The organism is Pseudoduganella aquatica, from assembly GCF_009857595.1.
GTDB classification, from domain to species: Bacteria; Pseudomonadota; Gammaproteobacteria; order Burkholderiales; family Burkholderiaceae_D; genus Rugamonas; species Rugamonas aquatica_A.
Genome location: NZ_WWCU01000009.1, coordinates 65,605 through 91,329, shown reverse-complemented (window position 1 = coordinate 91,329; position 25,725 = coordinate 65,605). Strand labels below are relative to the sequence as shown.

Below are 25,725 nucleotides of genomic sequence, written 5' to 3'. Positions count from 1 at the left end.
CAGAGAACAAGTAGCATAACTTTACACGCATTCCATAACTTTTGTGCCGCACTACACTGTGTTCACGGTGCTGTTGCATCCCATACAAATCTTAAGGAGATATCCATGCGTATCCATAAAATTGCAGCGATTCCAGCCGATGGCATCGGCCCCGAAGTGATCGCAGCCGGTCTGGAAGTGCTGAACGCGCTCGCCAGCCACGACGGCGGCTTCAAGTTCGACATCGAGCACTTCCCATGGAGCTCGGACTACTACCTGGAGCACGGCTACTACATCCCCGAAGGCGGCCTGGAACAGCTGAAAGCCTTCGACGCCATCTTCTTCGGCGCGGTGGGCAGCCAGCAGGTGCCGGACCACGTGTCGCTGTGGGGCTTGCGCCTGCCCATCGCGCAGGGCTTCGACCAGTACGCCAATGTGCGCCCGGCGCGCGTGCTGCCAGGCGTGCAAAGCCCGCTGAAAGGCGGCGAGGATATCGACTGGGTGATCGTGCGCGAAAACTCGGAAGGCGAATACGCGGGCAACGGCGGGCGCACGCACCGCGGCCTGCCGATTGAAACCGCCACCGAGACCGCCGTGTTCACCCGCGCCGGCGTGGAGCGCATCCACCGCTTCGCCTTTGAGCTGGCGCAGAAGCGTCCTGCCAAACACCTCACGCTGGTCACCAAGTCCAACGCGCAGCGCTTCGGCATGGTGATGTGGGACGAGATCTTCTACGAAGTGGCGGCCGATTTCCCGGACGTGAAAGTGGACCGCGAACTAGTGGACGCCGTCACCACCCGCATGGTGCTCAAGCCGAAGACGCTGGACGTGATCGTGGCCACCAATCTGCACGCGGACATCCTGTCCGACCTGGCCGCCGCGCTGTCGGGCAGCCTGGGCATCGGCCCCACGGCCAACCTGAATCCCGAGCGCGCGTTCCCGTCCATGTTCGAGCCTATCCACGGCTCCGCCTTCGACATTACCGGCAAGGGCATCGCGAATCCGGTGGCCACCTTCTGGACCGCCGCCATGATGCTGGAGCACCTGGGCGAGCAGGGCGCCGCCAAGCGCCTGATGCAGGCCATAGAAGCCGTCACGGCGGACAAGGTCCACACGCCCGACCTGGGCGGCAAGGCCACCACGGCCGACGTGACCCGCGCAGTGTGCGAATTCATCCGCGCCGGCAAATAAAGCAAGCCACCCGCGCTCCAAGGCGGCCACAGAGCCGCCGCGCGCTCACACATATCGGAGACTGATCATGAAAAGAACCCGCAAGTTCCTGGGGACGCTATATGTGCAAGTCCTCATCGCCGTGGCAGCAGGCATTGTGCTCGGCGTGCTCGACCCCGAGATGGGCGCCAAGCTCAAACCGCTGGGCGACGCCTTCATCAAACTGATCAAGATGGTGTTCGCGCCGGTGATCTTCGCCACCGTGGTGCTGGGCATCGCGAAGATGGAAAGCATGAAGGACCTGGGCCGCGTCGGTGGGCGCGCGCTGATTTACTTCGAAGTGATGTCCACCTTCGCGCTGGGCCTGGGCCTGCTGGCGGTGAACCTGGTGGGACCGGGCGTGGGCATGAATATCGACCCGCACACGCTGGACACCAAGAGCATCTCCACCTACACGGCGGCCGCCGCCAAGCCTGCGACCTTCATGGACTTCGTGCTGGGCATGATACCGGGCAGCGTGGTGGACGCTTTCGCCAAGAACGAGATCCTGCAGATCCTCGTGTTCTCCATCATGTTCGGCGTGGCGTTGGCGCACCTGGGCAGCCGCGCCAAGCCGGTGGTGAGCTTCCTGGACTCCTTCTCCAACGCCATGTTCTACATCGTGGGCCTGGTGATGCGGGTGGCGCCGATTGCGGCGTTCGGCGCCATCTCCTTCACGGTGGGTAAATACGGCTTCTCGTCCATCGCCAAGCTGGCCCAGCTCATGGGCACCATGTATCTGACCTGCTTCCTGTTTGTGTTCGTGGTGCTGGGCGTGGTGGCGCGCATCTCGGGCTTCAGCCTGTGGAAGTTCCTCAAGTACCTGCGGGCCGAGATCTTCACCGTGCTGGGCACCAGCTCGTCCGAGTCCGTGGTGCCACAGCTGATGCACAAGCTGGAGCAGGTCGGCTGCTCCAAGCCGGTGGTGGGGCTGGTGGTGCCGTCGGGGCTGACCTTCAACCCGGACGGGCAGTGCATCTACTACACCATGGCCGCCATCTTTATTGCGCAGGCGACCAACACGCATCTGTCGCTGATGGACCAGCTGCTGGTGCTGGGCGTGCTGATGCTGACCTCCAAAGGTTCGGCGGGCGTTACCGGCTCCGGCTTCATCACCTTGGCCGCCACGCTGGCCTCGATGGGCAAGATACCGGTGGAGGGCATGGTGCTGTTGCTGGGTGTGGACCGCTTCATGTCCGAAGCGCGCGCCATCACCAACACCATAGGCAACGCCGTCGGCACCATGGCGATTGCGCGCTGGGTCGGAGGCCTGGACCGGGCGCGGGCCGACGCTGTGCTCAATGGCACTGCGGATATGGAAGTGCTGTACGGCGAGCCAGTCGCCAGGGATGTCGAAGACGCTCCGCAGCCTGTCGTGCGCATGGCCATGGAAGGAGCGGTGCGCCATGGCTAAGCTGATCGGGTGGGAACGCCGCCTGCTGCGCGAGATGTTCGACGCCGCCATCGCCGCTGCACAGCCGGCGCTGTGCATTCCTCCGCATCTGCCGCCGGCGCCGAAAGGCCGCACCATCGTCATCGGGGCGGGCAAGGCCAGCGCTGCGATGGCGCAGGCGGTCGAGCGCAACTGGCCCGGCCAACTGGAAGGGCTGGTCGTCACACGCTACGGCTACGCGGTGCCGTGCGAACGCATCGAGATCGCTGAAGCCGCGCACCCGGTGCCGGACGAAGCAGGCCACCGCGCCGCCCAGCGCATGCTGGACCTGGTGCAGGGCCTGAGCCCGGACGACCTGGTGATCTGCCTGATCTCCGGGGGCGGCTCCGCGCTGCTGCCGCTGCCCGCCCCCGGCGTCACGATGGCCGAAAAGCAGGCCGTCAACCAGGCTTTGCTGGCCAGCGGCGCCACCATCTCCGAGATGAACTGCGTGCGCCGCCACATTTCCGCCATCAAGGGCGGCAGGCTGGCGGCGGCCTGCGCGCCGGCCCGCGTGGTGACGCTGCTAATCTCCGATGTGCCCGGAGACGATCCCATTGACATCGCCTCTGGCCCCACCGCGCCGGACCCCAGCACCTGTGCGGACGCGTTGGCCATCCTGTCCCGCTACCGCATCGCCGCCCCGGACAGCGTGCTGGCGCTGCTGCGCAGCGGCGAAGGCGAAACCGTCAAGCCTGGCGACGGGCGCTTGGCCGCGTCCGAACTGCGCATGGCGGTCGCGCCCCGCATGGCCCTGGAGGCCAGCGCCCGCCTGGCGCGCGGCGCAGGCATCCGCACCTACATCCTCGGCGACAGCCTGGAAGGCGAAGCGCGCGACGTCGGCAAGGCCATGGCGGGCATGGCGCGCTATGCAGCACGGTACGGCGAGCCGTTCGAGAAGCCCTGCGTCCTGCTCTCCGGCGGCGAGACCACGGTCACGCTGCGCGGCAAGGGGCGGGGCGGGCGCAACGTCGAGTTCCTGCTGGCGCTGGGCGTGGCGCTGGAGGGGCAGGAGGGCGTATATGCGCTGGCCGGCGACACCGACGGCGTGGACGGCGTGGAGGAAATCGCCGGCGCCATCCTCACGCCGGACACCTTGGCGCGCGCCGCCGCGCAAGGCCTGCGGCCCCGGCTCAGCCTCGACAACAACGACGGCCACGGCTTTTTCCAGGCCCTGGGGGACTCCGTCGTGACCGGCCCCACGCTCACCAACGTCAACGACTTCCGCGCCATCCTTATTACCTGAGGTAGATTATGGTAAATTCGGCTATGTAACTTGTCGAATGAAGGAATATGCATGACTAACGAAGCGGACAACGCCAACCTGCTGGACCCATTCGAGACCCGCGTGCTCGCCGTCCTGGCAGAAAAAGAAGCCCTCACGCCCGACAACTACCCGATGTCGCTGAACGCCATCACCAACGGCTGCAACCAGCTCTCCAGCCGCGACCCGGTGATGTCGATTTCGGAGGAAACCGTGGCCGACGTGCTGCAGCGGCTCATGCAGCGCAAGTTCGTCAACGGCATTACGCAGGCCGGCGCGCGCGTGACCAAGTACGAACACCGCATGCGCATCAAGTGGTCGCTGGAGCAGGACAAGGTGGCCGTGCTGACGGTGCTGATGCTGCGCGGCCTGCAGACCGCCGGCGAAATCCGCACCCGCACGGGCCGCCTGCACGACTTCAAGTCCGTGGCCGACGTGGAACTGGCGCTGCAATTCCTGATCGACAAATACCCGCCGCTGGCCGCCAAGCTGCCGCTGGCGCCGGGCACCAAGGAGCCGCGCTACGGCCACCTGCTGCAAGGCGAAGAAGCGCTGGCGCGCGAAGAGACCGCCGCCAGCTACGGCGGCAGCACCAGCACCCCGGCCCAGGGCAGCCGCGTCGCCCAGCTCGAAGCCGAAGTCGCCCAGTTGCGCCAGGACTTCACCGACCTGGCCGCCCAGTTCGAGCAGTTCAAGAAACAGTTCGAGTAATTTGCTGGCGATTCAGGCTATTGGCAAAGTATCTGGATCTCGTGCTGGGCCGGATTTTTCCCCTTGCGATAAGTGAGCTTGCATTTGGTAACGCTGTCATCGATTTTTTTCGACAGCGTTACTTCGTTCATCGCTCCGTAGGCGCACTGCATCCATTTCCCGTCGGGGAAATTTCCTTCCAACGGATAGGTATAAGACCACTCCATTTTGCCGCGATGAGTCGTGAACTCCGCAAGCTCTCCAAACTTTCCGGGTGGTCCGTCGATAGGGGCTGCGGCGTGCAGATACAAGGGCTTTGTGACATCCGGCTGCCATTCAGCAGGTACTCCGATGACTTTGATCGATGCCGCCGGTATCGCCGCAGGGCAGTCGATTTGCTGCGCCGCTGCTATTGCAGCATGTGCGACAAAGATGGATGAGCCCCATACGGTCAGGCGGCGCGTTGATCGTATCCATAGGGGGGAAGGGATGCGCATATTTTATTCAATCACAAAGAATGCGTTTGCATTGTCGCTAGGGCGGATGAACCGCCCCTTCTTGTCCTTGCCCTGTGCTCGTATGAACCTTGCGTTCACTTCCGTTTTCTTCTCATTCTTCCACTGATCCATCACATAAATACCGTTGATGCCTTGCCGCAGATACAGGGCTGCATGGTTGCCGTGGCTGTTGTTCGCATATCGGCCATCTAAAAAGGTAGCGATCGCAGTTCCTTTTTTTAGCAAAGTATTGCCGAGTACTGCGTCACCTTGCCGCCAGACTGAAGTAACTGGAGCGCCAGCATATTCCTGGACCAGTGCGACGCATTGATGCGATCCAACCAGGGCTGAGCCTTCAAGTTCGTCAACTTTTGAGTAAGTGTATGGCATATGCAACTCCAATCAAAAAAGTGGATGTGCTGACACCTTACGTTCGGGATGGGAATGACTTCTTGTGCTACCTCAAAAGCGCTGCGTGGCAGCGGCAGGAAACTGGCGGCCGAGGAGTTGCCGATGGGGTAAGCTATGGAAAATCGCGCTTGACTTGGAGTGCACTCCAACTTCTACCATGGCTTCATGACAGCTTCACTCACGATACAACAGACGGCCGAGGCGTGCGGACTGAGCGTCCATACGCTGCGCTACTACGAGCGGATCGGCTTGATCAAGCCGATTCCGCGCCGTAGCAATGGGCACCGGCTCTACCGGGCGGAAGACCTCAACTGGATAGCCTTCCTGCTGCGGCTGCGCGCCACCGGCATGTCGATCGAAGAGATGCAGCGTTATGCGCAATTGCGGGAGCAGGGCGAACTGCTGTCCAGCGTGGCCGAACGCAAAGCCATGCTGGCCCGGCACACCGCCGCCGTCGAGGAAGAGGTAAGGGCGATGCAGGAGACGCTGGCCTATCTGCACCAGAAAATTGCGCTGTACTCCACTTTGGAATCCGAACTGCAATCAAAGGAGAAACAGCATGGAAAGCACGCGATATGAACGGGGATTGGCGCGCCTGCGCGAAGTAGACGGCAGCGCCGGCGACAAGGTGATCGAGTCGCTGGCGGACATCAGCCCGGACCTGGGCAAATACATCATTGAATTCGGCTTCGGCGACATCTATTCCCGCCCCGGCCTGACGCTGCAGCAGCGCGAACTGGCCACCGTCGCCGCGCTCACCGCGCTGGGCACGGCGCAGCCGCAGCTCAAGGTGCACATCGCCGCAGCGCTGAACGTCGGCCTCTCCCGCACCGAGATCATCGAGACCATGCTGCAAATGAGCCTCTACGCGGGCTTCCCGGCTGCGCTGAACGGCGTGTTCGCAGCCAAGGAAGTGTTCGCGTCGCACGAACCGGCGTGATTACATGGCGTCGGCCTGCTCGCGCACCGCGTCAACTGCATCCAGGATCGCTTCGCTGGTGGCGGGCGCGCGCAGGGGCGGGTTGATGCGGTAGCCGCCCACCGAGGCCACCGCGTCGCGGATCGCCAGGAACACGGAGAAGGGCAGCAGCAGCGGCGGCTCGCCCACCGCCTTGGAGCGGTGGATGCTGTCGAAGGCGTTGCGGTTCTTGAAAAGCTGCACGTCGAAGTCTTCCGGGCAGTCGGACACGCCCGGAATCTTGTACGTCGACGGCGCATGCGTCATCAGCTTGCCCGCCTTGTTCCACCACAGTTCTTCCGTTGTCAGCCAGCCCATGCCCTGGATGAATGCGCCTTCCACCTGGCCCACGTCGATGGCCGGGTTCAGCGAGTTGCCCGCGTCGTACAGGGCGTTCACCTTCAGCAGCTTCCATTCGCCGGTCAGCGTGTCGACCACCACTTCGGACACCGAGGCGCCGTAAGCGTAGTAGCCGAAAGGGTTGCCGGTCATGGACTCGCGGTCCCAGCTCAGGCCCGGCGTGGCGTAGAAGCCGTCGGACCACAGCTGCACGCGCGCCAGGTAGGCTTTCTGCACCAGGTCCGGGAAGCTCAGCGTGGTACTGCCCGCATAGACCACGCCGTTGGCGAACACCACGGCGGCAGGCTCGCAGCCATAGGTCTTGGCGGCGAACTCGCGCAGGCGGCGGTTCAGCGTGGCGGCGGCGTCCTGCGCGGCCTTGCCATTCAGGTCAGCGCCGGTGGATGCGGCCGTGGCCGAAGTATTGGCGACCTTGCTGGTGTCCGTGGCGCTGGCGCGCACGCGGGCCAGCGGGATGCCCAGTTCATGCGCCACCACCTGGCACACCTTGGTGTTGATGCCTTGGCCCATCTCGGTGCCGCCGTGGTTCACCAGCACCGAGCCGTCTGTGTAGATGTGCACCAGCGCGCCCGCCTGGTTGAAGTGGGTGACGTTGAATGCGATGCCGAACTTCACCGGCGTGAGCGCCAGGCCTTTTTTCAGCACAGGGCTGCCGGCGTTGAACGCCTGGATGGCTTCGCGGCGCGCGCGGTAGGCGCTGTCGTTTTCCAGCTGGGCCACCAGTTCGTGGATCACGTTGTCGACCACCTTCTGGCCGTACTGCGTGTAGTTGCGGCCTTCCTCGTCGTTGCGGCCGTAGAAGTTGGTCTTGCGGACGTCCAGCGCGTCCTTGCCCAGGTTGCGCGCGATCTCGTCGACGATGTATTCGATGGCGATGGCGCCCTGCGGTCCGCCGAAGCCCCGGAAGGCCGTGTTGGACTGCGTGTTGGTCTTGCCCGCCATGGCGCGGATGTCCACATCCGACAAATAGTAGGTGTTGTCGAAGTGGCAGATGGCGCGCGTGGCGACGGGCGCGGACAGGTCGGCCGAGAAGCCGGCGCGCGACACCATCTCCACCTTGGCGGCGGTGATCAGGCCGTTGTCGTCATAGCCCATCTCGTATTCGTAGTAGAAGCAGTGGCGCTTGCCGGTCACCATCATGTCGTCGTCGCGGTCGGCGCGCAGCTTGACCGGGCGTTTCAGGTGCGCGGCGCAGACGGCGGCGCAGGCTGCCCACAGCGCGGACTGCGATTCCTTGCCGCCGAACGCACCGCCCATGCGGCGGCATTCAATCACCACCGCGTGCGACGCAATGTGCAGCGCATGCGCCACCACGTGCTGCATCTCGGTGGGATGCTGGGTGGAGCAGTAGACGTGCATGCCGCCCGCTTCCTTCGGCAGCGCATACGAGATCTGGCCTTCCAGGTAGAACTGCTCCTGGCCGCCGACGTGCAGCTTGCCCTTCAGGATATGTTTGGAACGCTCGAACGCAGCCTTGGCGTCGCCGCGCGTGAGGCGCATGGGCGGCACCACGAAGGACTCCGCATCGCGCGCCGCTTCCGGCGTCAGGATGGCTGGCAGTTCCTCGTACTGGATGTCGGCCTTACGCGCGGCGTGGCGCGCCTGGTCGTGGCTTTCCGCCACCACGATAAAGATGGGCTGGCCCACGTATTCAACCTTTTCCTCTGCCAGGATCGGATCGTCGTGGATAATCGGGCCGCAGTCATTGGTGCCGGGGATGTCCTTGTAAGTGTAGACGGCCACCACGCCCGGCATGGCTTTCACCGGCTCCAGGTTGATGGACAGGATGCGCGCGTGCGCTTTCGGCGACAAGCCCAGCGCGGCGTGCAGCGTGCCTTGCGCCTCGGGGATGTCATCGGTGTAGGTGGCTTCGCCCAGCACGTGCAGGATGGCCGATTCGTGCGGGTGGTTCTGGCCGACTTCGGCCCAGCCCTGGGCTGCGCCGATAGTCATGAACGCTTCCGATTTGCTGTTCATGCGGCGGTCCTTTCTTTGTATGCAAACGCGTTGATCGAGGTGGCCGGCAGCGCGTCGTCGGGGCGCGATTCGAGCCAGAAGCGGCGCAGCAGGTTCTGCGCGGTCTTCATGCGGTAGCTGGCGGTGGCGCGCATGTCGGTCAGCGGCGTGTAGTCCTGCGCCAGCGCTGCCATGCCTGCTTTCAGCGTGTCTTCATTCCACGGCTTGCCGTTGATGGCGGCTTCCGCGAGCGGAGCACGCCTGGAAGTGGCTGCCATGCCGCCGTAGGCGATCTGCGCGTTGCGCACCACACCGTCCTCCAGGGTGATGCAATAGGCGGCGGCGACGGCGGAAATATCCTGGTCGTAGCGCTTGGCCAGCTTGTAGGTGCGGAACTGCTGCTTTGGCTGCGGCAGCGGCACGCGCACGGCTTCGACGAACTCGCCCGGTTGCCAGTTCTTCTTCATGTAGTCCAGGTAGAAGTCCTGCAGCAGCATGCTGCGGCGGCCTTGCGAGCCGTTCAGCACAATCTCGGCGCCCAGCACGATGAGCCAGGGCGCGGAGTCGCCGATGGGCGATCCGTTGGCCACGCTGCCGCCCAGCGTGCCGGTGCTGCGGATGGGCTGCGAGGCGAAGCGCTGCCATAGTTCATGCAGCGAGGCGTTCTTGTACAAGTCGCCCACGGAACGGTAGGCGTCGTCCAGCGACACGGCCGCGCCGATTTCCAGCATGCCGTCCACCATGCCCAGCTGGTGCAGCTCCTGCACCTGGCGCACGTAGATCACGTCGCCCAGGTTGCGCATCTGCTTGGTCACCCACAGGCCCACGTCGGTGGAACCGGCCAGGATGGTGGCGGTGGGCTTGGCGGCGCGCAGTTCGGCCAGCTCGGCCAGGGTGCGCGGCGCGTGGAAGGTCTGGCCGTCGTGGGTGTAGCTGAACATGGTGTCGCGTTGCAGGCCGCGCAGGGCGGCCACCAGTGCCTCCCGGTCGAAATGCACGGCGGGCAGTTCGCCCATGCGGTGCGCGGCGTCGATAATGGGGCGGTAGCCCGTGCAGCGGCACAGGTTACCGGACAGGGTCTCGTCGATTTGTTTTCGGCACAGGGGTTCCGCTTGGCTCTCCTGTTTCAGGTACAAGCTCCACAAGGACATGGCGAAGCCCGGCGTACAGAAGCCGCATTGCGAACCGTGGCATTCGACCAGTGCTTCCTGCACCGGGTGCAGGCCGCCGTCCTTCTGCTTCAGGTCCTCCACCGAGAACACGGCCTTGCCGTCCAGCGTGGGCAGGAACTGGATGCACGAGTTAACGTTGCGCATTTCCAGTTCACCGTCCACCAGCGAGCCGATGACGACGGTGCAAGCGCCGCAGTCGCCTTCGGCGCAGCCTTCCTTGGTGCCGGTGCAGTGCTGGTCTTCGCGCAAATGCTGAAGCAGCGTACGGGTGGGCGATGCCGACGCGACTTCCTGCACGCGCCCCTGGTAGTAAAAACGAATCGGGTGAGACATGGTGCTACTCCTTCAACCTGCGATATAAATAGTCTTGAACAGGAACACGCCTGCGATGCCCCAGATCATGCCGCTGACTTCCTTGTGCTTACCGGTCAGCAGTTTCAGCGCGGCGTAGCTGATAAAGCCCAGCGCCAGGCCGTTAGCGATGGAGTAGGTGAACGGCATCACCAGCGCGGTGATCACGGCGGGAATGCTCTCCGTGGTTTCGCTCCAGTTGATCTCGGCCAGCTCGCGCAGCATCAGGCAAGCGACGAAGAACAGGGCAGGGGCGGTGGCGTATTGCGGCACCACGCCGGCCAGCGGCGCAATGAACAGCGCCAGCAGGAACAGCACGGCCACGGTGACGGCGGTCAGGCCGGTGCGGCCGCCCGCTTGCACGCCGGCGGCGCTTTCGATAAAGGCGGTGGTGCTCGAGGTGCCCATCACGGAACCGGCGATGATGGCGCCCGAGTCGGCCAGCAGGGCCTTGTTCATGGCGGGCGGCAGTTTGCCGTCCTTCATCAGGCCGGCGCGCTGCGCCACGCCCATCAGGGTGCCGGTGGCGTCGAACAGTTCAACCAGGAAGAACACCAGCACCACGTTGAGCAGGCCGTGCGAGATGGCGCCCATGATGTCCAGCTTGAACAGGGTAGGCTCGATCGACGGCGGTGCGGACACCACGCCGTGGAACTGGTTCCCGGCGAAGAAGAAGCTCAGCACGGTCACGGTCATGATGCCGATCAGCAGGGCGCCGGTGACTTTCAGGCGGTCCAGCGCGACGATCACCAGGAAGCCGACGATGGCCAGGATGGGCGCCGGTTCGTGCAGATTGCCCATGGTGACGAAGGTGGCGGGGCTGGAGACGACGATACCGGAATTCTTCAGCGAGATCAGCGCCAGGAACAGGCCCACGCCGGCCGGAATGGCGGTGCGCAGCGAGGCGGGGATGGCGTTCATGATCTTCTCGCGCACGCGCAGCAGGCTCACCACCAGGAAGCAGCAGCCCGAAATGAACACCGCGCCCAGCGCCGCCTCCCATGGGAAGCCCATGCCTTTCACCACGCCGTAGGCGAAGTAGGCGTTCAAGCCCATGCCCGGCGCCAGGCCGATAGGGAAGTTGGCGTACAGGCCCATGATGAGCGTGCCCACGGCGGCCGCGACGCAGGTGGCCACAAAGACGGAGTCCTTGGGCATGCCGGCGTCGCCGAGGATGGATGGGTTGACGAAGATGATGTATGCCATCGTCAGGAAGGTGGTGAGGCCGGCCAGCACCTCGGTGCGAACGTTGCTGCCGTTCTCACTCAGCTTGAAGTAGTTATCCAGGAAGTTCATGATGTTTGTCTCGGGTTTAGTTTTTATACGCCAGACGTGGCACAGACGTGGCATTTTGATATTAGTGCGGCGCGCGGCCGGAGTCATATCGCCACGGAGATAGCATCTATGCCTACTTCACCAGCAAGCGCGCCGCAGTACTCACTTGCGCGCGCAGCCATTTGTGCTCGGTGGCGTGGTGCGCGCGCTCGTGCCATAGCTGGTAGAAGCGCAGCGGCGGGAACTTCACGGGCACCTTGTAGGACTTCAGCCCCAGCGTGTTCTCGTAAAAACTGGCGAACTGCTGCCCCGCCGTGAGCACCAGGTCGGTCTGCGCCACGATGTAGGGCAGCATGCGGAAGTGTGCCGATTCCACCACAATATTGCGTTCCATATTCTGCTGCTCCAGGAAGGCGTCGATGTTGCCGTGGTAGCCAGGCAGGATCTGCGCCGGCGCCGCGTGCGGCAGGCTCAGATAATCCTCCATCGTCATACCGTCCTTGGGCGTGCGGCGCGCATAGGCGCTGTTGGCGCGCATCAGGCACACAATCGGATCGTCGAACAGCTTGGAGATGTGCAGATGGTGCGGCGGCTCGTCCCAGTTGGCCACCACCAGATCCAGCTCGCCGTCCGACAGCAGGCGCACATAGTCGGCGTCCGGCCCCAGCGCGTGGATCACCAGCCGGCTCTTGGGCGACTCGCGCCGCACGCGCGCAATCACCTCGGTGAAGAACTGCGTGTTCATATAGTCCGGCGCGGCGATATGGAAGGTGCGCGCCTCCTCCTGCGGCACGAAGGCCGTCTTGGGACTGAACAGGTTTTCGGTTTCATCGAGGATGCGCTTGGCCGGCTTGAGTAGGCTCTCGCCGTGTTGCGTGGGCACCATACCGCGTCCGCCGCGCACCAGCAGCGGATCGCCCGTCAGCTCGCGCAGCTTGCGCAGCGAAGCGGAAATGGAGGGCTGCGGCTGGTTCAGTTTCAGCGCCACGCGCGAAACGTTTTTCTCGCACAGCAGCAGGTAAAGAATGCGGATCAGGTGGATGTCCAGGTGGTCTGGCAAGCGTGACATATCGGTCTCCCATGGTTGGATATTTGAACTTATGCATAACAGAGTCGCATATCCGGGGCCGTAACAGCTATACCTCAAAACGTATGCAAGTTATATGTGCAAGCGCAGGACTCGCGCGCCCGGTACGGCTATCGTTCCATCATCCCGGCAAGAGAGGAGACACTTTCCATGGCCGGGGGCAGGTTGATGGCTTCGATGCCATCACGATCGTAGCGGCGGCAGGATAACGATCGTTCCGGAGGTGACAGCCTCGCTCATCTGAAGTGCCCGCCAGAGGCAGATGAACAGACTAATTGGAAAATTCATGGAAGCTTTATTCGGATCGTATGGGGTGGAGTGGTTGAATCTGCTGGTGCGCTGGCTGCATTTGATTACCGGCATAGCGTGGATCGGCGCGTCGTTTTACTTCGTCTGGCTGGACAACTCGATCCGCCCGCCCAAGCCCGGCAGTCCGCTGGCCAAGGCCGGCGTGTCGGGTGAACTGTGGGCCGTGCACGGCGGCGGTTTCTACAACCCGCAAAAATACCTGGTGGCGCCGGCGGAACTGCCGTCCGACCTGCACTGGTTCAAATGGGAAGCGTATGCGACCTGGCTGAGCGGCTTTGCGATGCTGTTCATCGTCTACTACTTCAACGCCTCGGCGATGATGATCGATAAAAACGTGGCAGACCTGTCGTCCCTGCAAGCCGTGGCCGTGGGCCTGGGCACGCTGGCCGGCGGCTGGATCGTCTACGACCTGCTGTGCAAGTCGCCGCTGGGCGAAAAGCCCGCCGTACTGGGCTCCGTGCTATTCGTGCTGATCGTGGCGGCGGCCTACGTGCTCACGCACACTCTGAGCGGCCGCGCCGCCTACATCCACGTGGGCGCCATGATAGGCACCATGATGGTCGGTAACGTGCTGTTCGTGATCATCCCCGGCCAGCGCAAGCTGGTGGAAGCGATGGAGAAGGGCCAGTCGCCCGACCCTGTCTATGGCAAGCGCGCCAAAGTGCGTTCGGTGCACAACAACTACTTCACGCTGCCGGTGCTGCTGATCATGATCAGCAACCACTACGCCATGACCTACAGCCACTCTTACAGCTGGCTGATACTGGGCGCCATCATGGCGGCCGGCGTGCTGATACGCCACTTCTTCAACCTGCGCCATGCTGGCCGCGTGTCGCTGGGCTTCCCTGTGGCGGGCGTGATCCTGTTGGTGGCCGTGGCGATCGCCATCGCTCCCGCACCGCGCAAGGCCATTGCAGCGCAGGCAGCCGACAGCCACGCCGCCGCGCCATCCGCAGCCGACATTGCCCGTTCTGGCCACGACATCACGGCCGTCCAGCAAGTGGTCACTGCGCGTTGCGCATCGTGCCACTCGGCCACGCCGACGCAGGCCGGCTTCGCATCGCCTCCGGGCGGCGTGATGCTCGATACGCCGGACCAGATCAAGCAGCACGCTGCCAAGATCTACCAGCGCGCCGTGCAGAACAAGGACATGCCGCTGGCGAACATGACGCAAATGACGGACGCCGAACGCCAGCTGCTGGGCACCTGGTTTGAATCCGGCGCCAACTGACCGCATACAAGAAGGAAAACTGACATGACTACCGTAACCATCGACGGCTTCAACCTCACCGCGGAGCAGGTGCTCGCCGTGGCGCGCGCCCAGCAAGGCCAATACGCCCAGGTGGCGTTGGCCGCGTCCTCGCGCGCCGCGCTGAAGGAAAGCCGCGACTACATCGAATCCACCTGGATGCACGACGAAGCGCCCATGATGTACAGCTTTAATACCGGCGTGGGCCTGCTGAAGGACACCCGCATCAAGGTCGAGCATATAGAACTGTTCCAGACGCAGCTCATCATGGCGCACAGCGGCGGCATCGGCGAGCCGTTTTCGGAAGAGGTGAGCCGCGCCACCATGCTGCTGCGCGCGAACGCCTTCGCCTCCAACTACTCGGCGCCGCGCGTGGAAGTGGTGGACCGCCTGCTGGCCTTCATCAATGCCGGTATCCACCCCATCATGCCGCAGAAGGGTTCCGTCGGCGCCTCGGGCGACCTGGCGCCGCTGGCCTATCTGGCAGCCGCCATCGCCGGCTTCGACGAAGCGGAGGTGATGTACGGCGGCAAACGCATGTCCGCGCCGGAAGCCATCACCCGTTCCGAAATCGGGCCGGTGAAGTTCGACCTGAAAGCGAAAGACGCCTCGGCCCTGATCAACGGCTGCACCGCCTCCCTGGCCGTGGCCGTGCTGGCCGCCGCCGATGCGCGCAACCTGCTGACCGACGCCTGCCTGTCCCTGGGCTTGACGCTGGAAGCCATGCGCGCCGAAATGGCCGCTTTCGACCCGCGCATCCAGCAGGCGCGCCCGCATCCCGGCCAGATCAAGACCGCGAAAGTGGTGCGCAAGCTGCTCAAGGGCTCCACCCGCACCACGCACGAAGCGCGCGCCGTGCAGTTCCCGGACGAGCTGCGCCGCACCGACATCCCGTACACCGCCCGCATCCAGGACGTGTACTCGCTGCGCTGCACGCCGCAAGTGTACGGCCCCGTGTTCGACGCGCTGGACTACATCGACACCATCGTGAAAAACGAGATCAACTCGGCCACCGACAACCCGCTCATCTTCGGCAAGGACGGCGGCGGTTTCGAAATCATCTCGGGCGGGAATTTCCACGGCCAGTACCTGGCGCAGGCGATGGACCTGCTGGCGATGGCGGTGACGGACCTGGGCAGCATCTGCGAGCGCCGCGTGGCGCGGCTGATCGACCCGACCCTGTCCTGGGGACTGCCGCGCAACCTGATGAGCGGCATCCGCGGCGTGAACACCGGCTACCCCGTGGTGCAATGCTCGCTCAGCTCACTGGTGATGGAAAACCGCACCCTGAGCATGCCGGGCAGCGTGGACAGCATACCGTCGAAAGGAAATAGCGAAGACCACATCTCCAACTCGACGTGGTGCGCGCGCAAGGCCGCGACCGTGGTGCAGAACACCCAGTACATCATCGGCGTGGAAATGCTGCTGGCGGCGCAGGCCCTCACCATGACGGAAGACCTGCTGCCAGGCTTCCAGCTGGGCGAAGGCACGCAAGCCGCCTATGACGAGATCCGCAAGCAGATCCCGGCCTGCCTGGACGGCGACCGCTGGTTCCATAACGACATCCAGGTGGCCCATTCCTTCGTCACCAGCGGCAGCGTGCGCGAGGCGGTGACGAACAAGATCGGCGAATTCGTCTAAGACGTCTTGGACGTGTAAACCGCGTAGGGCGGGTTAGGCAAGGGCGCAGCCCTTGCCGTAACCCGCCGTTCCCCCGCAGCCCGCAACTGCGCCATCACCGCCGCCAGGTCCACCTTGCGTCCTGCGCGCGCGGCATTCACCACATCCAGCGCCGCATTCACAGCCGCCGCCGCGATGCGCTCCATCCGGTAAGGCAGCACCAGGCGATAGCGCCCCGGCATGCGAGGCAGCGCGCCCACAAAGCCCACCATCACATCGCTGCCCGCCAGCCGCTGCAGCTCCAGCGTGACCGCCTGGATCAGGCGCGCCAGTTGAAAATGTCCGGCTGGCGCCGTCTCGGCGCCAGCCGGCCCTATGACATTGATCAGCCGCTCCAGTCCCGGCAAATTTCCCAGCACGCCCTTCAGTTTCGTCGCGGTCGAGCGCACGTCAGCCGGAGACGCGGCGGCGTCATCTAGTTCAAGTATGCTGAGCAGGCAGGGGTGGTTGGAATAGCGGTTTTGACGGGACAGAAAGCGTTGATCGATGATCTTCATTGCATAAACCTTGGAAAACTAAAGCAGGCCACATTATGCAAGCCCCGGCCGCTTCCCTCAATCGGCGCATTCCTGTTCTCATGTAAGACCACACTGACACGCCATCTCACGCATGACTGCTTGTGCCGCACGCGGACCAGGACCGGGATTTCCAGCGCGCCGCCAGGGACTTGCTGGAGGCAGCGGTCAGGAAGGGGGCGGCCGCGCCGCGCGACCTGGCTTATCTGGCGGACCGCATTGCCGTAGCGGAGGGCAGGCCGCAGGAATACGGCACGCAGTTCACCATGCCGGACCGCTGCACGCTCATCATGCGGCCTGTCGATAGTCGCGAACGGGTGAACCGCCGCCGGCAGGCTCTTGGCATGCCCAGCCTGGAGGAATACGAAGCTGAAGGCCGCAAGCACATGATCCCGGCCGATTGTGCAGGCAAAACGAACTAGCTGACCGAAATGCAAAACGGGCCGGCACTTTGCAGTACCGGCCCGTTTCTTAACGTGCTAGCGGCTTACAGGCAGCAGGCCAGCATCTTCAGGCAGCATTCGATGCTCGCGCAGCAGTCCATATTGGCGGCGAAGGCAACGGCGGAAGTGGCCAGCAGGGCTGCGGCTGCAGCGACTTTGATAGCGATGGATTTCATAATATTTCCTTGATCAGTTTAAAAGTGGTTCTGGGAGCGGGACCGGATTCAATCCGGCGGCGTCCAGACCTCTTTTAACGGCAAGGGAAGATCGATGCTGGCCGATTCAGGGAAATCCATGCTGGCTGCAGGCTGCGGCAATGGCGGCAACGCTGCAGCGATCATGGGCTGTACGGCCGGCAGGCAGCCCATGGCGGCGCACATCGTGGGCGGGCAGGCTTCATCGCAGCAGGTACGTATCGGCGCGGCGCCAGCCAGTGCGGTCTGGAGCGCGAAGAACAGCATCAGCAGGAAGAAGCGGATTTTCAGCATGGGACTATTGTAGCGCGATCCGCGCTCAGGTGCGCGGCGGGCGGGTCATCAGCCAGTAATCGGCGCCGGTGACGGGCTCGAAGTACTGTGCCGCCACCTCGTAGCCCTGGCGCCGGTAGAAGGGCAGGCTGCGTTCGTTGAAGGTCTCCAGGAAGCTCACGGCACCGGCCTGGTCGGCCGCGTTCAGGCCGTGGGCCAACAGGCGCGTGCCCATGCCGCCGCCTTGCGCGTCCGGCCTGATGCCCGCGATGGACAAGTACCAGGCCGACTCCAGCCCATGCGGCGCCAGATTGGCCTCCATATTGGCCACGATGGCCTGGAAGTTGGCAAAGCCTTGCTCGCCCAGCAGTACAGCCAGCTCGCGCTCTCGCGCGGCGTTGGCGGCCGCCTTGCGCTCCGCGTCGCCCGGCACGCTCCAGATGGCCGCCCCGCTGTCCTCTGGGTCCGTGAGATCGACACGCCCGGCCTGCTCGCCCTCGATCAGCGCCAGTTCAACGTAGCGCGGCAGCAGCTGCTGCACGCCGCCGGCCACGCATACCGTGACATAGAACGGATCTTCGGCCAAGGCTTCGGCCACGGAGGCGCCATACGCGGCGCGTTGCGCAGCGGTCAGCATTTTCCGTACTTCCAGTTGCGCGCCTTACCCTCGGCGATCCACTCGACAGCCTGCTCCAGCCGGCGCAAGCGCGTGGCCTCGGTCCTGGCTTCCTCCATCCACTCCACGTAGTCGCGCTTCTTGCTGGTGCTGAAGGCGTTGAAATGGTCCAGCGCCGGCTGCTGCTGCGCCAGCGCCGCCGCCAGATACTCAGGCACCACCAGCTCGCGCGGTGTGGCGGGCTTGGCGCGCGCGGGCGCTTTCACGCCGTCGTCGTTCAGCTTCATCGCCTTCTTGATATACGATTCCAGCGTCTTCTTCGATGGCAGATCCTTGATAGTGGTGATGCGCCCGAACTGGCCCATGGCCTCCTGGATGTTCGCATCCGCCTCCGCCACCAGCAGCTCGCCCTTCCAGAAGCCGAACGCGCAATGCGCCTTGAACGAGGCCATGCTGCACAACATGCCGTTGTACTGGAAATGCGGGAAGCTCCACTTCATGGTCTCCTCCACGTCCGGGCAAGCCGCATGCACGACGGCGCGCAGGTGCTCCAGGATGGGCTGGGCGAATTCAGCGGATTTGGCGATATAGGCGTCTATGCGCGGGTCCAGAGTAGGCATGGCAGCTCTCGGTGACTTTCAGTACGAGCAATATAACCAAGCGTGTGCTGCTAGTCCAGCCTGAAGGCCAGCCAGTCCCGCCGGACCGGCTGGCTTGTTGCGTATTGGCTTAGAAATGGTACTCGGCGCGGACCATGGGCGTTTTGGCGGTGGCGCCGGGAACGTTGTGCGGGGTGCCGAATTTGTTGCGCCAGTACTGGTATTCCAGGCCCACGCGCAGCGTCTTCGGCTTCAGGCCGGCGGCGCCGCTAACATCGTACATCAGCTGCGCGTCGAAGTTCAGCTCCGGCGCGGTCGGACCGCCGAATTCGTTCTTGCCTTTTTGGCCCAGCCAGTTGGCGTAGCCCTCAAAAGCCCAGCCGGAATTGCCGAGCGGGATGCCCCAGGATGCGTTCAACAAGGCGTGCGTATCGTAGGTATAGCGGCTGGCAATGCCGATAGGCTGGTTGCTTTCCCACACAGCCAGCAGGCTCACGTTGAGGAAGCCCGGCACGTCCAGCATCAGCGTGGGACCGGCCACCAGCATGCGCTTCTTTGAATCGTAGCTGTGGTCGTTCTTGGTGTTCCAGTCAAAACCTGCCGTCGCACCCAGGCCCCGCACCGGACCGAATTTGAATTCCTTGCCGCTTAGTTTGCCGATGTCCAGCGTGTGGCGGTACAGGATGTAGGCCTCCTGCGCGTTGGCGTCGTTGCCGTCCGAGTTCAGCAAGTCCACGTTCACGTAGTTGCTGCCGTATTTGTAGCCACTGGCGTGGGTGAAATTCAGGATGTGCTTGTCGATGTCCTTGCTGTTATACGGCTCGGCGTAGCGGGTGCCGTAGCGGTAGCCTATCGACGTGTCGCTCCAGTCGGCCGCGCTGGCCTGCTGCATGCCCGTGGCGAAAGCCAGCACCGCCACTGCGGCCGCGGCGCTTACTCGGAATGCGTTCATATTGCGTCTCCCTCTTTTATTGTATTGGAGGCCCGATTATGTCCGCCGGGGTCATGGTTGTTATCCGCCGCCGCATATATCCGACAGTCCTGTGCCGTATATGATTTTCAGACAGGAGTTCCTGTTTCAATCCAATTTAGAAAGCGAGACATCATGGGCAAGCTGAGTACACACGTTTTGGACATCACGCAGGGCAAACCCGGCGCGGGGGTACAGGTGAAGCTGTACCGCGTGGACGGCGGCGCGAAGGTGTTGATAAAAACCGACACCACCAACCAGGACGGCCGCTGCGAACAGCCTTTGCTGCTGGGCGACGAGGTCAAAACCGGCAAGTACGAGCTGGTGTTCGGCGCAGGCGACTACTTTGCTGCGCAAGGCGTCGCCTTGCCGGAGCCGCGCTTTATCGATGAAGTGGTGATCGCCTTCGGCATTGCGGATGCGGCCCAGAACTACCACGTGCCTATCGTGGTGTCGCCGTGGGCCTACTCGACGTATCGCGGCAGCTAAGTATTAGCCTGGGGCGCATCGAAGCACGACGTCTCCAGCTGCTGCAAGGCCGGGGACGCGCTGGCGATGGCGGCCTTCAAGGCGGGCAGGGTCTGGAATACCAGCGCGTCCGCCGTGACGGCGCTGCGCATCTCCTCGCGCGTGCGGCCCAGCGCGGCGGGCTTGCGGCGCGCCGGCCAGTCCACGCCGTAGGCCATGGGCTGCAGCACGGGCGGCGCGGTGGACGCCAACGCCACATAGCTTGCACCTGCGCTGCGCGCCAGCTCCACGATTTCGCGGCTGCTGGCGCCGTCCACAATGGCGTCCTCCACCAGCAGCACGCGCTTGTCCTTGAACTCCGCTGCGATGGCGTTCAGCCGCAGGCCGGGCGCGCGCCGCGCCGCGCCGGCAGGCAAGTCAAAGCTGCGGCCCGGATAGCGGTTCTGAATAAAACCTTCGCGGTATTTGACACCAAGCTTGAGCGCTAGCTGGATGGCGGCTGGACGGGAGATGTCGTCCACCGGCATCACCACGTCCAGGGCGGCGGCATCGAGTTCGCTGCATACCTGCCCAGCCAGCAGTTCCCCCAGCTTCAGCCGCGCCGCGTAGACCGAGGCGCCATCGATCACCGAATCAGGCCGCGCCAGGCTGACGAACTCGAAAGCGCAGGGACGCGCTGCGGCATCGGCCGCCAGCTGGCTCGCCTCCAGTTCGCCTGCCGCGTTGATGAAGACCGCCTCGCCGGGAGCGATGTCGCGCACGAAGCCGTAGCCCATGCCGTCCAGCGCCACGGATTCGCTGGCCACCATCACCCCCGCGCCGTCGTCCGGCGGCTGCATGCCGAGGCACAGCGGACGCACACCCTGTGGATCGCGGAAGGCCAGCAGGCCCCGGCCCGCGATCAGCGCTACCACCGCATAGGAGCCCTGCACGCGGGACTGCAGGGCGCCAACGGCCTCAAACAATGCCTCGGCAGTGAAGTCCATGCCCCGGCAGGCCACATACAGCTCGTGGGCCAGCACGTTCAGCAGCACTTCCGCATCGGACGCCGTGTTCATATGCCGCCTGCCGGCCAGGGACAGCTCGGCGCGCAAGGCATCGCCATTGGAAAGCCAGCCGTTGTGCGCCAGCGTGATGCCGAACGGCGCGTTCACGTAGAACGGCTGCGCCTCCTCGTCGCAAGAAGGCCCGTAAGCGGCGCAGCTGCAATGTCCTATGCCCGCGCTGCCGCGCAGCGAACGCATATTCCTGGTCCGGAAAACGTCCGTCACCAGGCCGTTCGCCTTGTGCATGGCGAAGACGCTGTCGCTATCGGTAGCGATGCCTGCGGCCTGCTGGCCGCGATGCTGCAGCAACAGCAGCGCATCGTAAATGGTTTGATTTGCAGGGGCGCGCGCAAGCACGCCGACGATGCCACACATGGTCGGACTCCTCGAAAATACAAGCGAGACAGTACCGCGCAAGGCCTTCGCGCAGGCCGCCGCCGCGCACATAGCGGCCATAAGGACGGAGATATGACTCCGCGCAAAGCGGCTGATAGCCTGTCATGGCATAAGGCCGGAGTTCGTCCAGCCCTGCCGCCTATCATTTAACTACTACGCAATCATGAACAAAAACGAGACGACACTAAAGGCCTTCCGCGCCAGCATCCTGCACTTCACGGCCGACCCCGCGCTTAGCGAGCAGGCCCACCACTGGCACGAAGACGGCCTGCTGGTGCTGGAGGACGGCCGCGTCAAAACCGCAGGCGACTACGACAAACTGAAGTCCACGCTGCCGGAAGGCGCCCTGGTGCGCGACTATCGCGGCAAGATCATCATGCCCGGCTTTATCGACACACACATCCACTACCCGCAGACCGACATGATCGCCTCGCCCGCGCCGGGGCTATTGCCGTGGCTGGACAGCTACACCTTCCCGACCGAGCGCCGCTTTGAGGACCCCGAGCATGCGCGCAGCGTGGCCGACTTCTTCCTCGGCGAGCTGCTGCGCTGCGGCACCACCACCGCCATGGTCTATTGCACCGTGCACCCCGAATCGGTGGATGCCTTCTTCGGCGCCAGCGAGCAGCGCAACCTGCGCATGGCGGCGGGCAAAGTGATGATGGACCGGAACTGCCCCGGCTTCCTGCAGGACACCGCGGAAAGCGGCGCGCGCGACAGCGAAGAACTGATCAAGCGCTGGCACAACAAGGGCCGCAATATGTACGCCATCACGCCGCGCTTCGCCCCCACGTCGACCGAAGCGCAGCTGCAGCTGGCGGGCGAACTGGCGCAAGCCTACCCGGACACCTACGTGCAGACCCACGTCGCCGAAAACACCGACGAAGTGGCCTGGGTGCAGTCCCTGTTCCCGAAAGCGCGCAGCTACCTCGACGTGTACGACCAATACGGCATGCTGCGTCCGCGCTCAATGTACGCGCACTGCATCTGGCTCGACAACGAAGACCGCGCGCGCATGGCCGCCACCGGCGCGGCCGTATCAATGTGCGCCACATCCAACCTGTTCCTGGGCAGCGGCCTGTTCGACTTTGCCGGCGCGGATAAAGCGCAGGTGGCGCTGTCGCTGGCCACCGACGTGGGCGCCGGCACCTCCTTCTCCATGCTGCAGACAATGAACGAAACCTACAAGGTTGCGCGCATGGGCGGCACCTACATGCCCGCGCTGCGCATGTTCTACCTCGCCACGCTGGGCGGCGCGCGCAGCATGCAGCTCGAAGGCACGGTAGGCAATTTCGCGCCTGGCGCAGAAGCCGACTTCATCGTGCTCGACCCGAAAGCCACGCCGCTGCTCGAACGCCGCACCACGCGCACCGACAGCCTCGAAGAACTGCTGTTCGCGCTGGCCATGCTGGGCGACGACCGCGCCATCAGCGCCACCTACGCAGCCGGCAAGCAAGTCCACCAGCGCGGCGAATAGGCGCCATTGCAGCAACCCAAAAAAAGGGGTCAGGGTTAATTAAATAATTAACCCTGACCCCTTTTTGGTGCTTTTTGGTGTGCGGAAAGGCTATTGCGGCCAGATTTCGGCGAGGCGGAGGAGGTTGGTGGTGCCGGGCTGGCCGAACGGGGTGCCGGCGGCGATGGCGATCTGGTCGCCTGGTTTGACGAAACCTTCGCGCAGGGCGATGCGGCAGGCTGCCGCTACCATCTCGTCCACGCTGTGGACGTCGGGGCTGACCGTGCTGTGCACGCCCCAGGCCAGCGCCAGGCGGCGCGCCGTGTCGCGGTTAGGTGTGATGCTGACGATGGGCGCCGCCGGCCGTTCGCGCGCGGCGCGCAGGCTGCTGTGGCCGGACGTGGTGTAGGTCACCGTCGCCACCACGCCGATGATTTGCGTAACGTCGCGCAGCGCGGCGCAGATGGCATCGCCCTTGTTGGGCAGCGGCGCTTCGTGCTGGGCGTCGATCAGGGCCTGGTAGTAGGGGTCGCGTTCCACTTCGGAGATGATGCGGTGCATGAGGGCGACCGCCTGCACAGGGTAGGCGCCGCTGGCCGATTCGGCCGAGAGCATGACCGCGTCCGCGCCTTCATACACGGCGTTGGCCACGTCGGAGGCTTCGGCCCGCGTTGGCACCGGCGCGCTGATCATGGATTCGAGCATCTGCGTGGCGACCACCACCGGCTTGCCGTGCTTGCGGCACATGCGCACGATGCGCTTCTGCACGCCGGGAACGCGCTCGGGCGGCAGTTCCACGCCGAGGTCTCCGCGCGCCACCATCACGGCGTCCGATGCGGCGACGATTTCTTCAAGCCGGTCCAGCGCGGCCGGCTTTTCCAGCTTGGACAGCACGCCTGCGCGCCCGTTCACGATGGCTTGCGCTTCCTTCACGTCTTCCGGCCGCTGCACGAAGGACAGGGCGATCCAGTCCACGCCCAGGTCGAGCGCGAATTCGAGGTCTTGCCTGTCCTTGGTGGTGAGCGCGGGGATGGGCAGCACGGCGTCCGGCACGTTGACGCCTTTGCGGTCGGACAGCACGCCGCTGTTGACCACGCGCGTGCGGATGGCGGTGTCGCTGCTGGCCAGCACTTCCAGGCGGATCTTGCCGTCGTCCAGCAGCAGCGATTGGCCGGCCGTGACGGCGGCGAACAGTTCGGGGTGGGGCAGGCAGACGCGCGTGGCGTCGCCCTGGTCCGGATTCTGGTCCAGCACGAATTCGGCGCCGGCGCTCACGTTCACCTTGCCGCCGCTGAACTGGCCGATGCGCAGCTTGGGGCCCTGCAGGTCGGCCAGGATGGCGATGGGGCGGCCGAGGTCTTTTTCAATTTCACGCACGAGGGCGTGGCGGCGCTGGTGGTCGGCGTGGCTGCCGTGGCTGAAGTTGAAGCGGAAGACGTCGGCGCCCGCTTCGAACAGCGCCTGGATGGTGCTGCGTTCGGAGCTGGCTGGCCCCAGGGTGGCCACTATTTTGGCTTTGCGTTCACGGCGCATGGTTGGTCTCTTTCAAAGGATGAGGATGGCGCGGAAGTCGTTGACGTTGGTGCGGGTCGGGCCGCTCACCACCAGGTCATCCAGCGCGCTGAAGAAGCTGTAGCCGTCGTTGTTGGCCAGGTGCGCCTTGCCGCTCACGCCCAGGGCTTCGGCGCGGGCCAGCGTGGTGGGCGCGTAGAGGGCGCCGGCGTTGTCTTCCGAGCCGTCGATGCCGTCGGTGTCGCAGGCGATGGCGTGCACGCCGGACGCCCCCTCCAGCGCCAGGGCGAGGCTGAGCAGGAATTCGACGTTGCGGCCGCCGCGCCCGTTGCCGCGCACCGTGACCGTGGTTTCGCCGCCGGAGAGGATGACGCAGGGCCGCTCGAACGGCTGGCCGCGCGCGATGACCTGGCGCGCCAGCGCGGCATGCATCAGGCCGATGTCGCGCGCTTCGCCTTCTATGCCGTCGGACAGGATGTAGGGCGTGATGCCGGCGTCGCGGGCTTTGTCGGCGGCTGCTTCCAGCGCGTCCTGCGCGGTGGCGATGACGTGGTGGCTATTGCGCTCGAAGCGGGCGTCGCCCGGCTTGGGCGTTTCGCTGGCGGGCGATTCCAGATGGGCGTGCACGCTTTGCGGAATGTCGATCTTGTATTTGCGCAGGATGGCGAGGGCCTGGGCGCTGGTGGTGGCGTCGGGCAGCGTGGGGCCGCTGGCGATCACGCGCGGGTCGTCGCCGGGCACGTCGGAGATCAGCAGGGTGACCACGCGCGCCTTGCCGCAGGCCAGCGCCAGGCGGCCGCCCTTGATGGCGGAGAGGTGCTTGCGCACGCAGTTCATTTCGCCGATGGCGGCGCCGCTGCGCAGCAGGGCTTTGTTCAGGGCCTGTTTTTCGGCCAGCGTGATGCCTTCTGCGGGCAGGGCGAGCAGGGCGGAGCCGCCGCCGGAGATCAGGCAGAGCACCAGGTCGTTTTCGGTGAGGTCTTGCACCATGTCCAGCATGCGCGCGGCGGCTTTTTGGCCGGCTTCGTCGGGGACGGGGTGGGAGGCTTCCACGACTTCGATATGTTCGGTCTTGGCGCCGTGGCCGTAGCGGGTGACCACCAGGCCGGATAAGGGGCCGTTCCAGTTGCGTTCGACCGCTTCCGCCATCGCTGCCGCGCCTTTGCCTGCGCCGATGACGAGGGTTTTGCCGTTGGCGGGAGGCTGGGGCAGGAATTCGGACAGCAGCGTGCGCGGGTGGACGGCGCTGATGGCTGCGTTGTACAGGTTGAGCAAGAACTGGCGAGGGTCTGGGACGGACATGATGGGGTTCTTTCTTCGTTGATGCTGAAACGGTGGAGCCGGCGGGTTACGGCCTG

The 25,725-nt window shown here is 64.4% G+C and carries 26 protein-coding genes; 11 read left to right on the top strand and 15 right to left on the bottom strand.

Translation table 11 applies throughout. The annotated features are described in order from the left end of the window. The first annotated feature begins 105 nt into the window (after positions 1 to 105). The 4 genes from GTP77_RS10640 to GTP77_RS10625 all read left to right on the top strand — a co-directional run bounded on the left by GTP77_RS10640 (position 106) and on the right by GTP77_RS10625 (position 4,595). A complete protein-coding gene (locus GTP77_RS10640; RefSeq protein ID WP_161072140.1) occupies positions 106 to 1,170 on the top strand; it encodes a tartrate dehydrogenase in 1,065 nt (354 codons plus the stop codon). A gap of 67 nt (positions 1,171 to 1,237) precedes the next feature. Continuing rightward, complete coding sequence (locus GTP77_RS10635) at positions 1,238 to 2,602, top strand: dicarboxylate/amino acid:cation symporter (protein ID WP_161072139.1); 1,365 nt, start codon at positions 1,238 to 1,240, stop codon at positions 2,600 to 2,602. After that, the gene (locus GTP77_RS10630) at positions 2,595 to 3,866 is read left to right on the top strand and encodes a glycerate kinase type-2 family protein (protein ID WP_161072138.1); all 1,272 of its coding nucleotides are present in this window, start codon (positions 2,595 to 2,597) and stop codon (positions 3,864 to 3,866) included. Before GTP77_RS10635 ends, GTP77_RS10630 begins: the two co-directional genes overlap by 8 nt. A 51-nt stretch (positions 3,867 to 3,917) precedes the next feature. After that, positions 3,918 to 4,595 carry a YceH family protein gene (locus tag GTP77_RS10625; protein WP_161072137.1) on the top strand — a complete coding sequence of 226 codons (678 nt, stop codon included), beginning with the start codon at positions 3,918 to 3,920 and terminating at the stop codon, positions 4,593 to 4,595. Positions 4,596 to 4,612: 17 nt separating this feature from the next. Here GTP77_RS10625 and GTP77_RS10620 read toward each other — a convergent pair whose 3' ends face one another. Both GTP77_RS10620 and GTP77_RS10615 read right to left on the bottom strand, forming a co-directional pair. Next, positions 4,613 to 5,071 carry an STY0301 family protein gene (locus GTP77_RS10620; protein WP_161072136.1) on the bottom strand — a complete coding sequence of 153 codons (459 nt, stop codon included), beginning with the start codon at positions 5,069 to 5,071 and terminating at the stop codon, positions 4,613 to 4,615. Positions 5,072 to 5,074: 3 nt separating this feature from the next. Then, positions 5,075 to 5,461 (bottom strand): BPSL0067 family protein, encoded by a 387-nt coding sequence (locus GTP77_RS10615; protein WP_161072135.1) that lies wholly within the window; start codon positions 5,459 to 5,461, stop codon positions 5,075 to 5,077. 186 nt (positions 5,462 to 5,647) lie between these two features. On the opposite strand from GTP77_RS10615, the gene GTP77_RS10610 reads away from it, so the two are divergent. After that, entirely contained in the window at positions 5,648 to 6,061 is a 414-nt protein-coding gene (locus GTP77_RS10610; protein WP_161072134.1) for a MerR family transcriptional regulator, read from the top strand. Further along, on the top strand, positions 6,042 to 6,422 hold the full coding sequence (locus GTP77_RS10605; protein WP_161072133.1) for a carboxymuconolactone decarboxylase family protein: 381 nt from the start codon (positions 6,042 to 6,044) through the stop codon (positions 6,420 to 6,422). Before GTP77_RS10610 ends, GTP77_RS10605 begins: the two co-directional genes overlap by 20 nt. Here GTP77_RS10605 and xdhB read toward each other — a convergent pair whose 3' ends face one another. From xdhB to GTP77_RS10585, 4 genes are all read right to left on the bottom strand, one after another. Further along, a complete protein-coding gene (gene xdhB, locus GTP77_RS10600; protein ID WP_161072132.1) occupies positions 6,423 to 8,777 on the bottom strand; it encodes a xanthine dehydrogenase molybdopterin binding subunit in 2,355 nt (784 codons plus the stop codon). Further along, positions 8,774 to 10,261, bottom strand: coding sequence for a xanthine dehydrogenase small subunit (gene xdhA / locus GTP77_RS10595; protein WP_161072131.1), 1,488 nt, complete (start codon positions 10,259 to 10,261; stop codon positions 8,774 to 8,776). The genes xdhB and xdhA overlap by 4 nt, the downstream gene beginning before the upstream one ends. Positions 10,262 to 10,273: 12 nt before the next feature. Next, a complete protein-coding gene (locus tag GTP77_RS10590; protein WP_161072130.1) occupies positions 10,274 to 11,575 on the bottom strand; it encodes an NCS2 family permease in 1,302 nt (433 codons plus the stop codon). A gap of 112 nt (positions 11,576 to 11,687) precedes the next feature. Then, the gene (locus tag GTP77_RS10585; protein ID WP_161072129.1) at positions 11,688 to 12,623 is read right to left on the bottom strand and encodes a LysR family transcriptional regulator; all 936 of its coding nucleotides are present in this window, start codon (positions 12,621 to 12,623) and stop codon (positions 11,688 to 11,690) included. 304 nt (positions 12,624 to 12,927) lie between these two features. Here GTP77_RS10585 and GTP77_RS10580 point away from each other — a divergent pair, with 304 nt between their 5' ends. Continuing rightward, entirely contained in the window at positions 12,928 to 14,181 is a 1,254-nt protein-coding gene (locus tag GTP77_RS10580) for a urate hydroxylase PuuD (protein WP_161072128.1), read from the top strand. 24 nt (positions 14,182 to 14,205) lie between these two features. After that, a complete protein-coding gene (locus GTP77_RS10575) occupies positions 14,206 to 15,840 on the top strand; it encodes an HAL/PAL/TAL family ammonia-lyase (protein ID WP_161072127.1) in 1,635 nt (544 codons plus the stop codon). Here GTP77_RS10575 and GTP77_RS10570 read toward each other — a convergent pair. Further along, a complete protein-coding gene (locus GTP77_RS10570; protein WP_187358673.1) occupies positions 15,837 to 16,376 on the bottom strand; it encodes a cyanophycin synthetase family protein in 540 nt (179 codons plus the stop codon). The two genes, GTP77_RS10575 and GTP77_RS10570, sit on opposite strands and share 4 nt — an antisense overlap. Before the next feature lie 122 nt (positions 16,377 to 16,498). On the opposite strand from GTP77_RS10570, the gene GTP77_RS10565 reads away from it, so the two are divergent. After that, positions 16,499 to 16,816: a DUF6624 domain-containing protein gene (locus tag GTP77_RS10565; RefSeq protein ID WP_161072126.1), complete on the top strand. Its 318-nt coding sequence runs from the start codon at positions 16,499 to 16,501 to the stop codon at positions 16,814 to 16,816. 65 nt (positions 16,817 to 16,881) lie between these two features. On the opposite strand, the gene GTP77_RS30875 is transcribed toward GTP77_RS10565, so the two are convergent. The 5 genes from GTP77_RS30875 to GTP77_RS10545 form a co-directional block, all read right to left on the bottom strand. Continuing rightward, complete coding sequence (locus GTP77_RS30875; protein ID WP_260048707.1) at positions 16,882 to 17,013, bottom strand: hypothetical protein; 132 nt, start codon at positions 17,011 to 17,013, stop codon at positions 16,882 to 16,884. 48 nt (positions 17,014 to 17,061) lie between these two features. Next, positions 17,062 to 17,325: a hypothetical protein gene (locus GTP77_RS10560; protein ID WP_161072125.1), complete on the bottom strand. Its 264-nt coding sequence runs from the start codon at positions 17,323 to 17,325 to the stop codon at positions 17,062 to 17,064. A gap of 25 nt (positions 17,326 to 17,350) precedes the next feature. After that, positions 17,351 to 17,941, bottom strand: a complete 591-nt coding sequence (locus GTP77_RS10555; RefSeq protein WP_161072124.1) for a GNAT family N-acetyltransferase — start codon at positions 17,939 to 17,941, stop codon at positions 17,351 to 17,353. Continuing rightward, on the bottom strand, positions 17,935 to 18,540 hold the full coding sequence (locus GTP77_RS10550) for a YdeI/OmpD-associated family protein (protein WP_161072123.1): 606 nt from the start codon (positions 18,538 to 18,540) through the stop codon (positions 17,935 to 17,937). Before GTP77_RS10550 ends, GTP77_RS10555 begins: the two co-directional genes overlap by 7 nt. Before the next feature lie 109 nt (positions 18,541 to 18,649). Next, positions 18,650 to 19,471 carry an outer envelope protein gene (locus tag GTP77_RS10545; RefSeq protein WP_187358672.1) on the bottom strand — a complete coding sequence of 274 codons (822 nt, stop codon included), beginning with the start codon at positions 19,469 to 19,471 and terminating at the stop codon, positions 18,650 to 18,652. 153 nt (positions 19,472 to 19,624) lie between these two features. On the opposite strand from GTP77_RS10545, the gene uraH reads away from it, so the two are divergent. Further along, positions 19,625 to 19,978 carry a hydroxyisourate hydrolase gene (gene uraH / locus GTP77_RS10540; protein ID WP_161072122.1) on the top strand — a complete coding sequence of 118 codons (354 nt, stop codon included), beginning with the start codon at positions 19,625 to 19,627 and terminating at the stop codon, positions 19,976 to 19,978. On the opposite strand, the gene purF is transcribed toward uraH, so the two are convergent. Next, positions 19,975 to 21,378 carry an amidophosphoribosyltransferase gene (gene purF / locus GTP77_RS10535; protein WP_161072121.1) on the bottom strand — a complete coding sequence of 468 codons (1,404 nt, stop codon included), beginning with the start codon at positions 21,376 to 21,378 and terminating at the stop codon, positions 19,975 to 19,977. The two genes, uraH and purF, sit on opposite strands and share 4 nt — an antisense overlap. A 184-nt stretch (positions 21,379 to 21,562) precedes the next feature. Between purF and guaD the strand changes: the two genes are divergently transcribed. Next, the gene (guaD, locus tag GTP77_RS10530) at positions 21,563 to 22,876 is read left to right on the top strand and encodes a guanine deaminase (RefSeq protein WP_161072120.1); all 1,314 of its coding nucleotides are present in this window, start codon (positions 21,563 to 21,565) and stop codon (positions 22,874 to 22,876) included. 90 nt (positions 22,877 to 22,966) lie between these two features. On the opposite strand, the gene pyk is transcribed toward guaD, so the two are convergent. Beyond that, positions 22,967 to 24,388, bottom strand: a complete 1,422-nt coding sequence (pyk, locus tag GTP77_RS10525) for a pyruvate kinase (protein WP_161072119.1) — start codon at positions 24,386 to 24,388, stop codon at positions 22,967 to 22,969. Positions 24,389 to 24,400: 12 nt separating this feature from the next. Then, positions 24,401 to 25,669 (bottom strand): glycerate kinase type-2 family protein, encoded by a 1,269-nt coding sequence (locus GTP77_RS10520; protein WP_161072118.1) that lies wholly within the window; start codon positions 25,667 to 25,669, stop codon positions 24,401 to 24,403. Positions 25,670 to 25,725: the final 56 nt, after the last annotated feature.

What these genes read in the sequence shown, in the direction of transcription:
- GTP77_RS10585 (WP_161072129.1), bottom strand. Translation starts at nt 12,623, where the DNA reads ATGTCACGCTTGCCAGACCACCTGGACATCCACCTGATCCGCATTCTT.
- GTP77_RS10550 (WP_161072123.1), bottom strand. Translation starts at nt 18,540, where the DNA reads ATGCCTACTCTGGACCCGCGCATAGACGCCTATATCGCCAAATCCGCT.
- GTP77_RS10605 (WP_161072133.1), top strand. Translation starts at nt 6,042, where the DNA reads ATGGAAAGCACGCGATATGAACGGGGATTGGCGCGCCTGCGCGAAGTA.
- GTP77_RS10615 (WP_161072135.1), bottom strand. Translation starts at nt 5,461, where the DNA reads ATGCCATACACTTACTCAAAAGTTGACGAACTTGAAGGCTCAGCCCTG.
- GTP77_RS10640 (WP_161072140.1), top strand. Translation starts at nt 106, where the DNA reads ATGCGTATCCATAAAATTGCAGCGATTCCAGCCGATGGCATCGGCCCC.
- GTP77_RS10610 (WP_161072134.1), top strand. Translation starts at nt 5,648, where the DNA reads ATGACAGCTTCACTCACGATACAACAGACGGCCGAGGCGTGCGGACTG.
- uraH (WP_161072122.1), top strand. Translation starts at nt 19,625, where the DNA reads ATGGGCAAGCTGAGTACACACGTTTTGGACATCACGCAGGGCAAACCC.
- xdhA (WP_161072131.1), bottom strand. Translation starts at nt 10,261, where the DNA reads ATGTCTCACCCGATTCGTTTTTACTACCAGGGGCGCGTGCAGGAAGTC.
- GTP77_RS10620 (WP_161072136.1), bottom strand. Translation starts at nt 5,071, where the DNA reads ATGCGCATCCCTTCCCCCCTATGGATACGATCAACGCGCCGCCTGACC.
- GTP77_RS10560 (WP_161072125.1), bottom strand. Translation starts at nt 17,325, where the DNA reads ATGCTGAAAATCCGCTTCTTCCTGCTGATGCTGTTCTTCGCGCTCCAG.
- GTP77_RS10590 (WP_161072130.1), bottom strand. Translation starts at nt 11,575, where the DNA reads ATGAACTTCCTGGATAACTACTTCAAGCTGAGTGAGAACGGCAGCAAC.
- guaD (WP_161072120.1), top strand. Translation starts at nt 21,563, where the DNA reads ATGAACAAAAACGAGACGACACTAAAGGCCTTCCGCGCCAGCATCCTG.
- GTP77_RS30875 (WP_260048707.1), bottom strand. Translation starts at nt 17,013, where the DNA reads ATGAAATCCATCGCTATCAAAGTCGCTGCAGCCGCAGCCCTGCTGGCC.
- xdhB (WP_161072132.1), bottom strand. Translation starts at nt 8,777, where the DNA reads ATGAACAGCAAATCGGAAGCGTTCATGACTATCGGCGCAGCCCAGGGC.
- GTP77_RS10635 (WP_161072139.1), top strand. Translation starts at nt 1,238, where the DNA reads ATGAAAAGAACCCGCAAGTTCCTGGGGACGCTATATGTGCAAGTCCTC.
- purF (WP_161072121.1), bottom strand. Translation starts at nt 21,378, where the DNA reads ATGTGTGGCATCGTCGGCGTGCTTGCGCGCGCCCCTGCAAATCAAACC.
- GTP77_RS10545 (WP_187358672.1), bottom strand. Translation starts at nt 19,471, where the DNA reads ATGAACGCATTCCGAGTAAGCGCCGCGGCCGCAGTGGCGGTGCTGGCT.
- GTP77_RS10625 (WP_161072137.1), top strand. Translation starts at nt 3,918, where the DNA reads ATGACTAACGAAGCGGACAACGCCAACCTGCTGGACCCATTCGAGACC.
- GTP77_RS10630 (WP_161072138.1), top strand. Translation starts at nt 2,595, where the DNA reads ATGGCTAAGCTGATCGGGTGGGAACGCCGCCTGCTGCGCGAGATGTTC.
- GTP77_RS10570 (WP_187358673.1), bottom strand. Translation starts at nt 16,376, where the DNA reads ATGAAGATCATCGATCAACGCTTTCTGTCCCGTCAAAACCGCTATTCC.
- GTP77_RS10575 (WP_161072127.1), top strand. Translation starts at nt 14,206, where the DNA reads ATGACTACCGTAACCATCGACGGCTTCAACCTCACCGCGGAGCAGGTG.
- GTP77_RS10520 (WP_161072118.1), bottom strand. Translation starts at nt 25,669, where the DNA reads ATGTCCGTCCCAGACCCTCGCCAGTTCTTGCTCAACCTGTACAACGCA.
- GTP77_RS10555 (WP_161072124.1), bottom strand. Translation starts at nt 17,941, where the DNA reads ATGCTGACCGCTGCGCAACGCGCCGCGTATGGCGCCTCCGTGGCCGAA.
- pyk (WP_161072119.1), bottom strand. Translation starts at nt 24,388, where the DNA reads ATGCGCCGTGAACGCAAAGCCAAAATAGTGGCCACCCTGGGGCCAGCC.
- GTP77_RS10580 (WP_161072128.1), top strand. Translation starts at nt 12,928, where the DNA reads ATGGAAGCTTTATTCGGATCGTATGGGGTGGAGTGGTTGAATCTGCTG.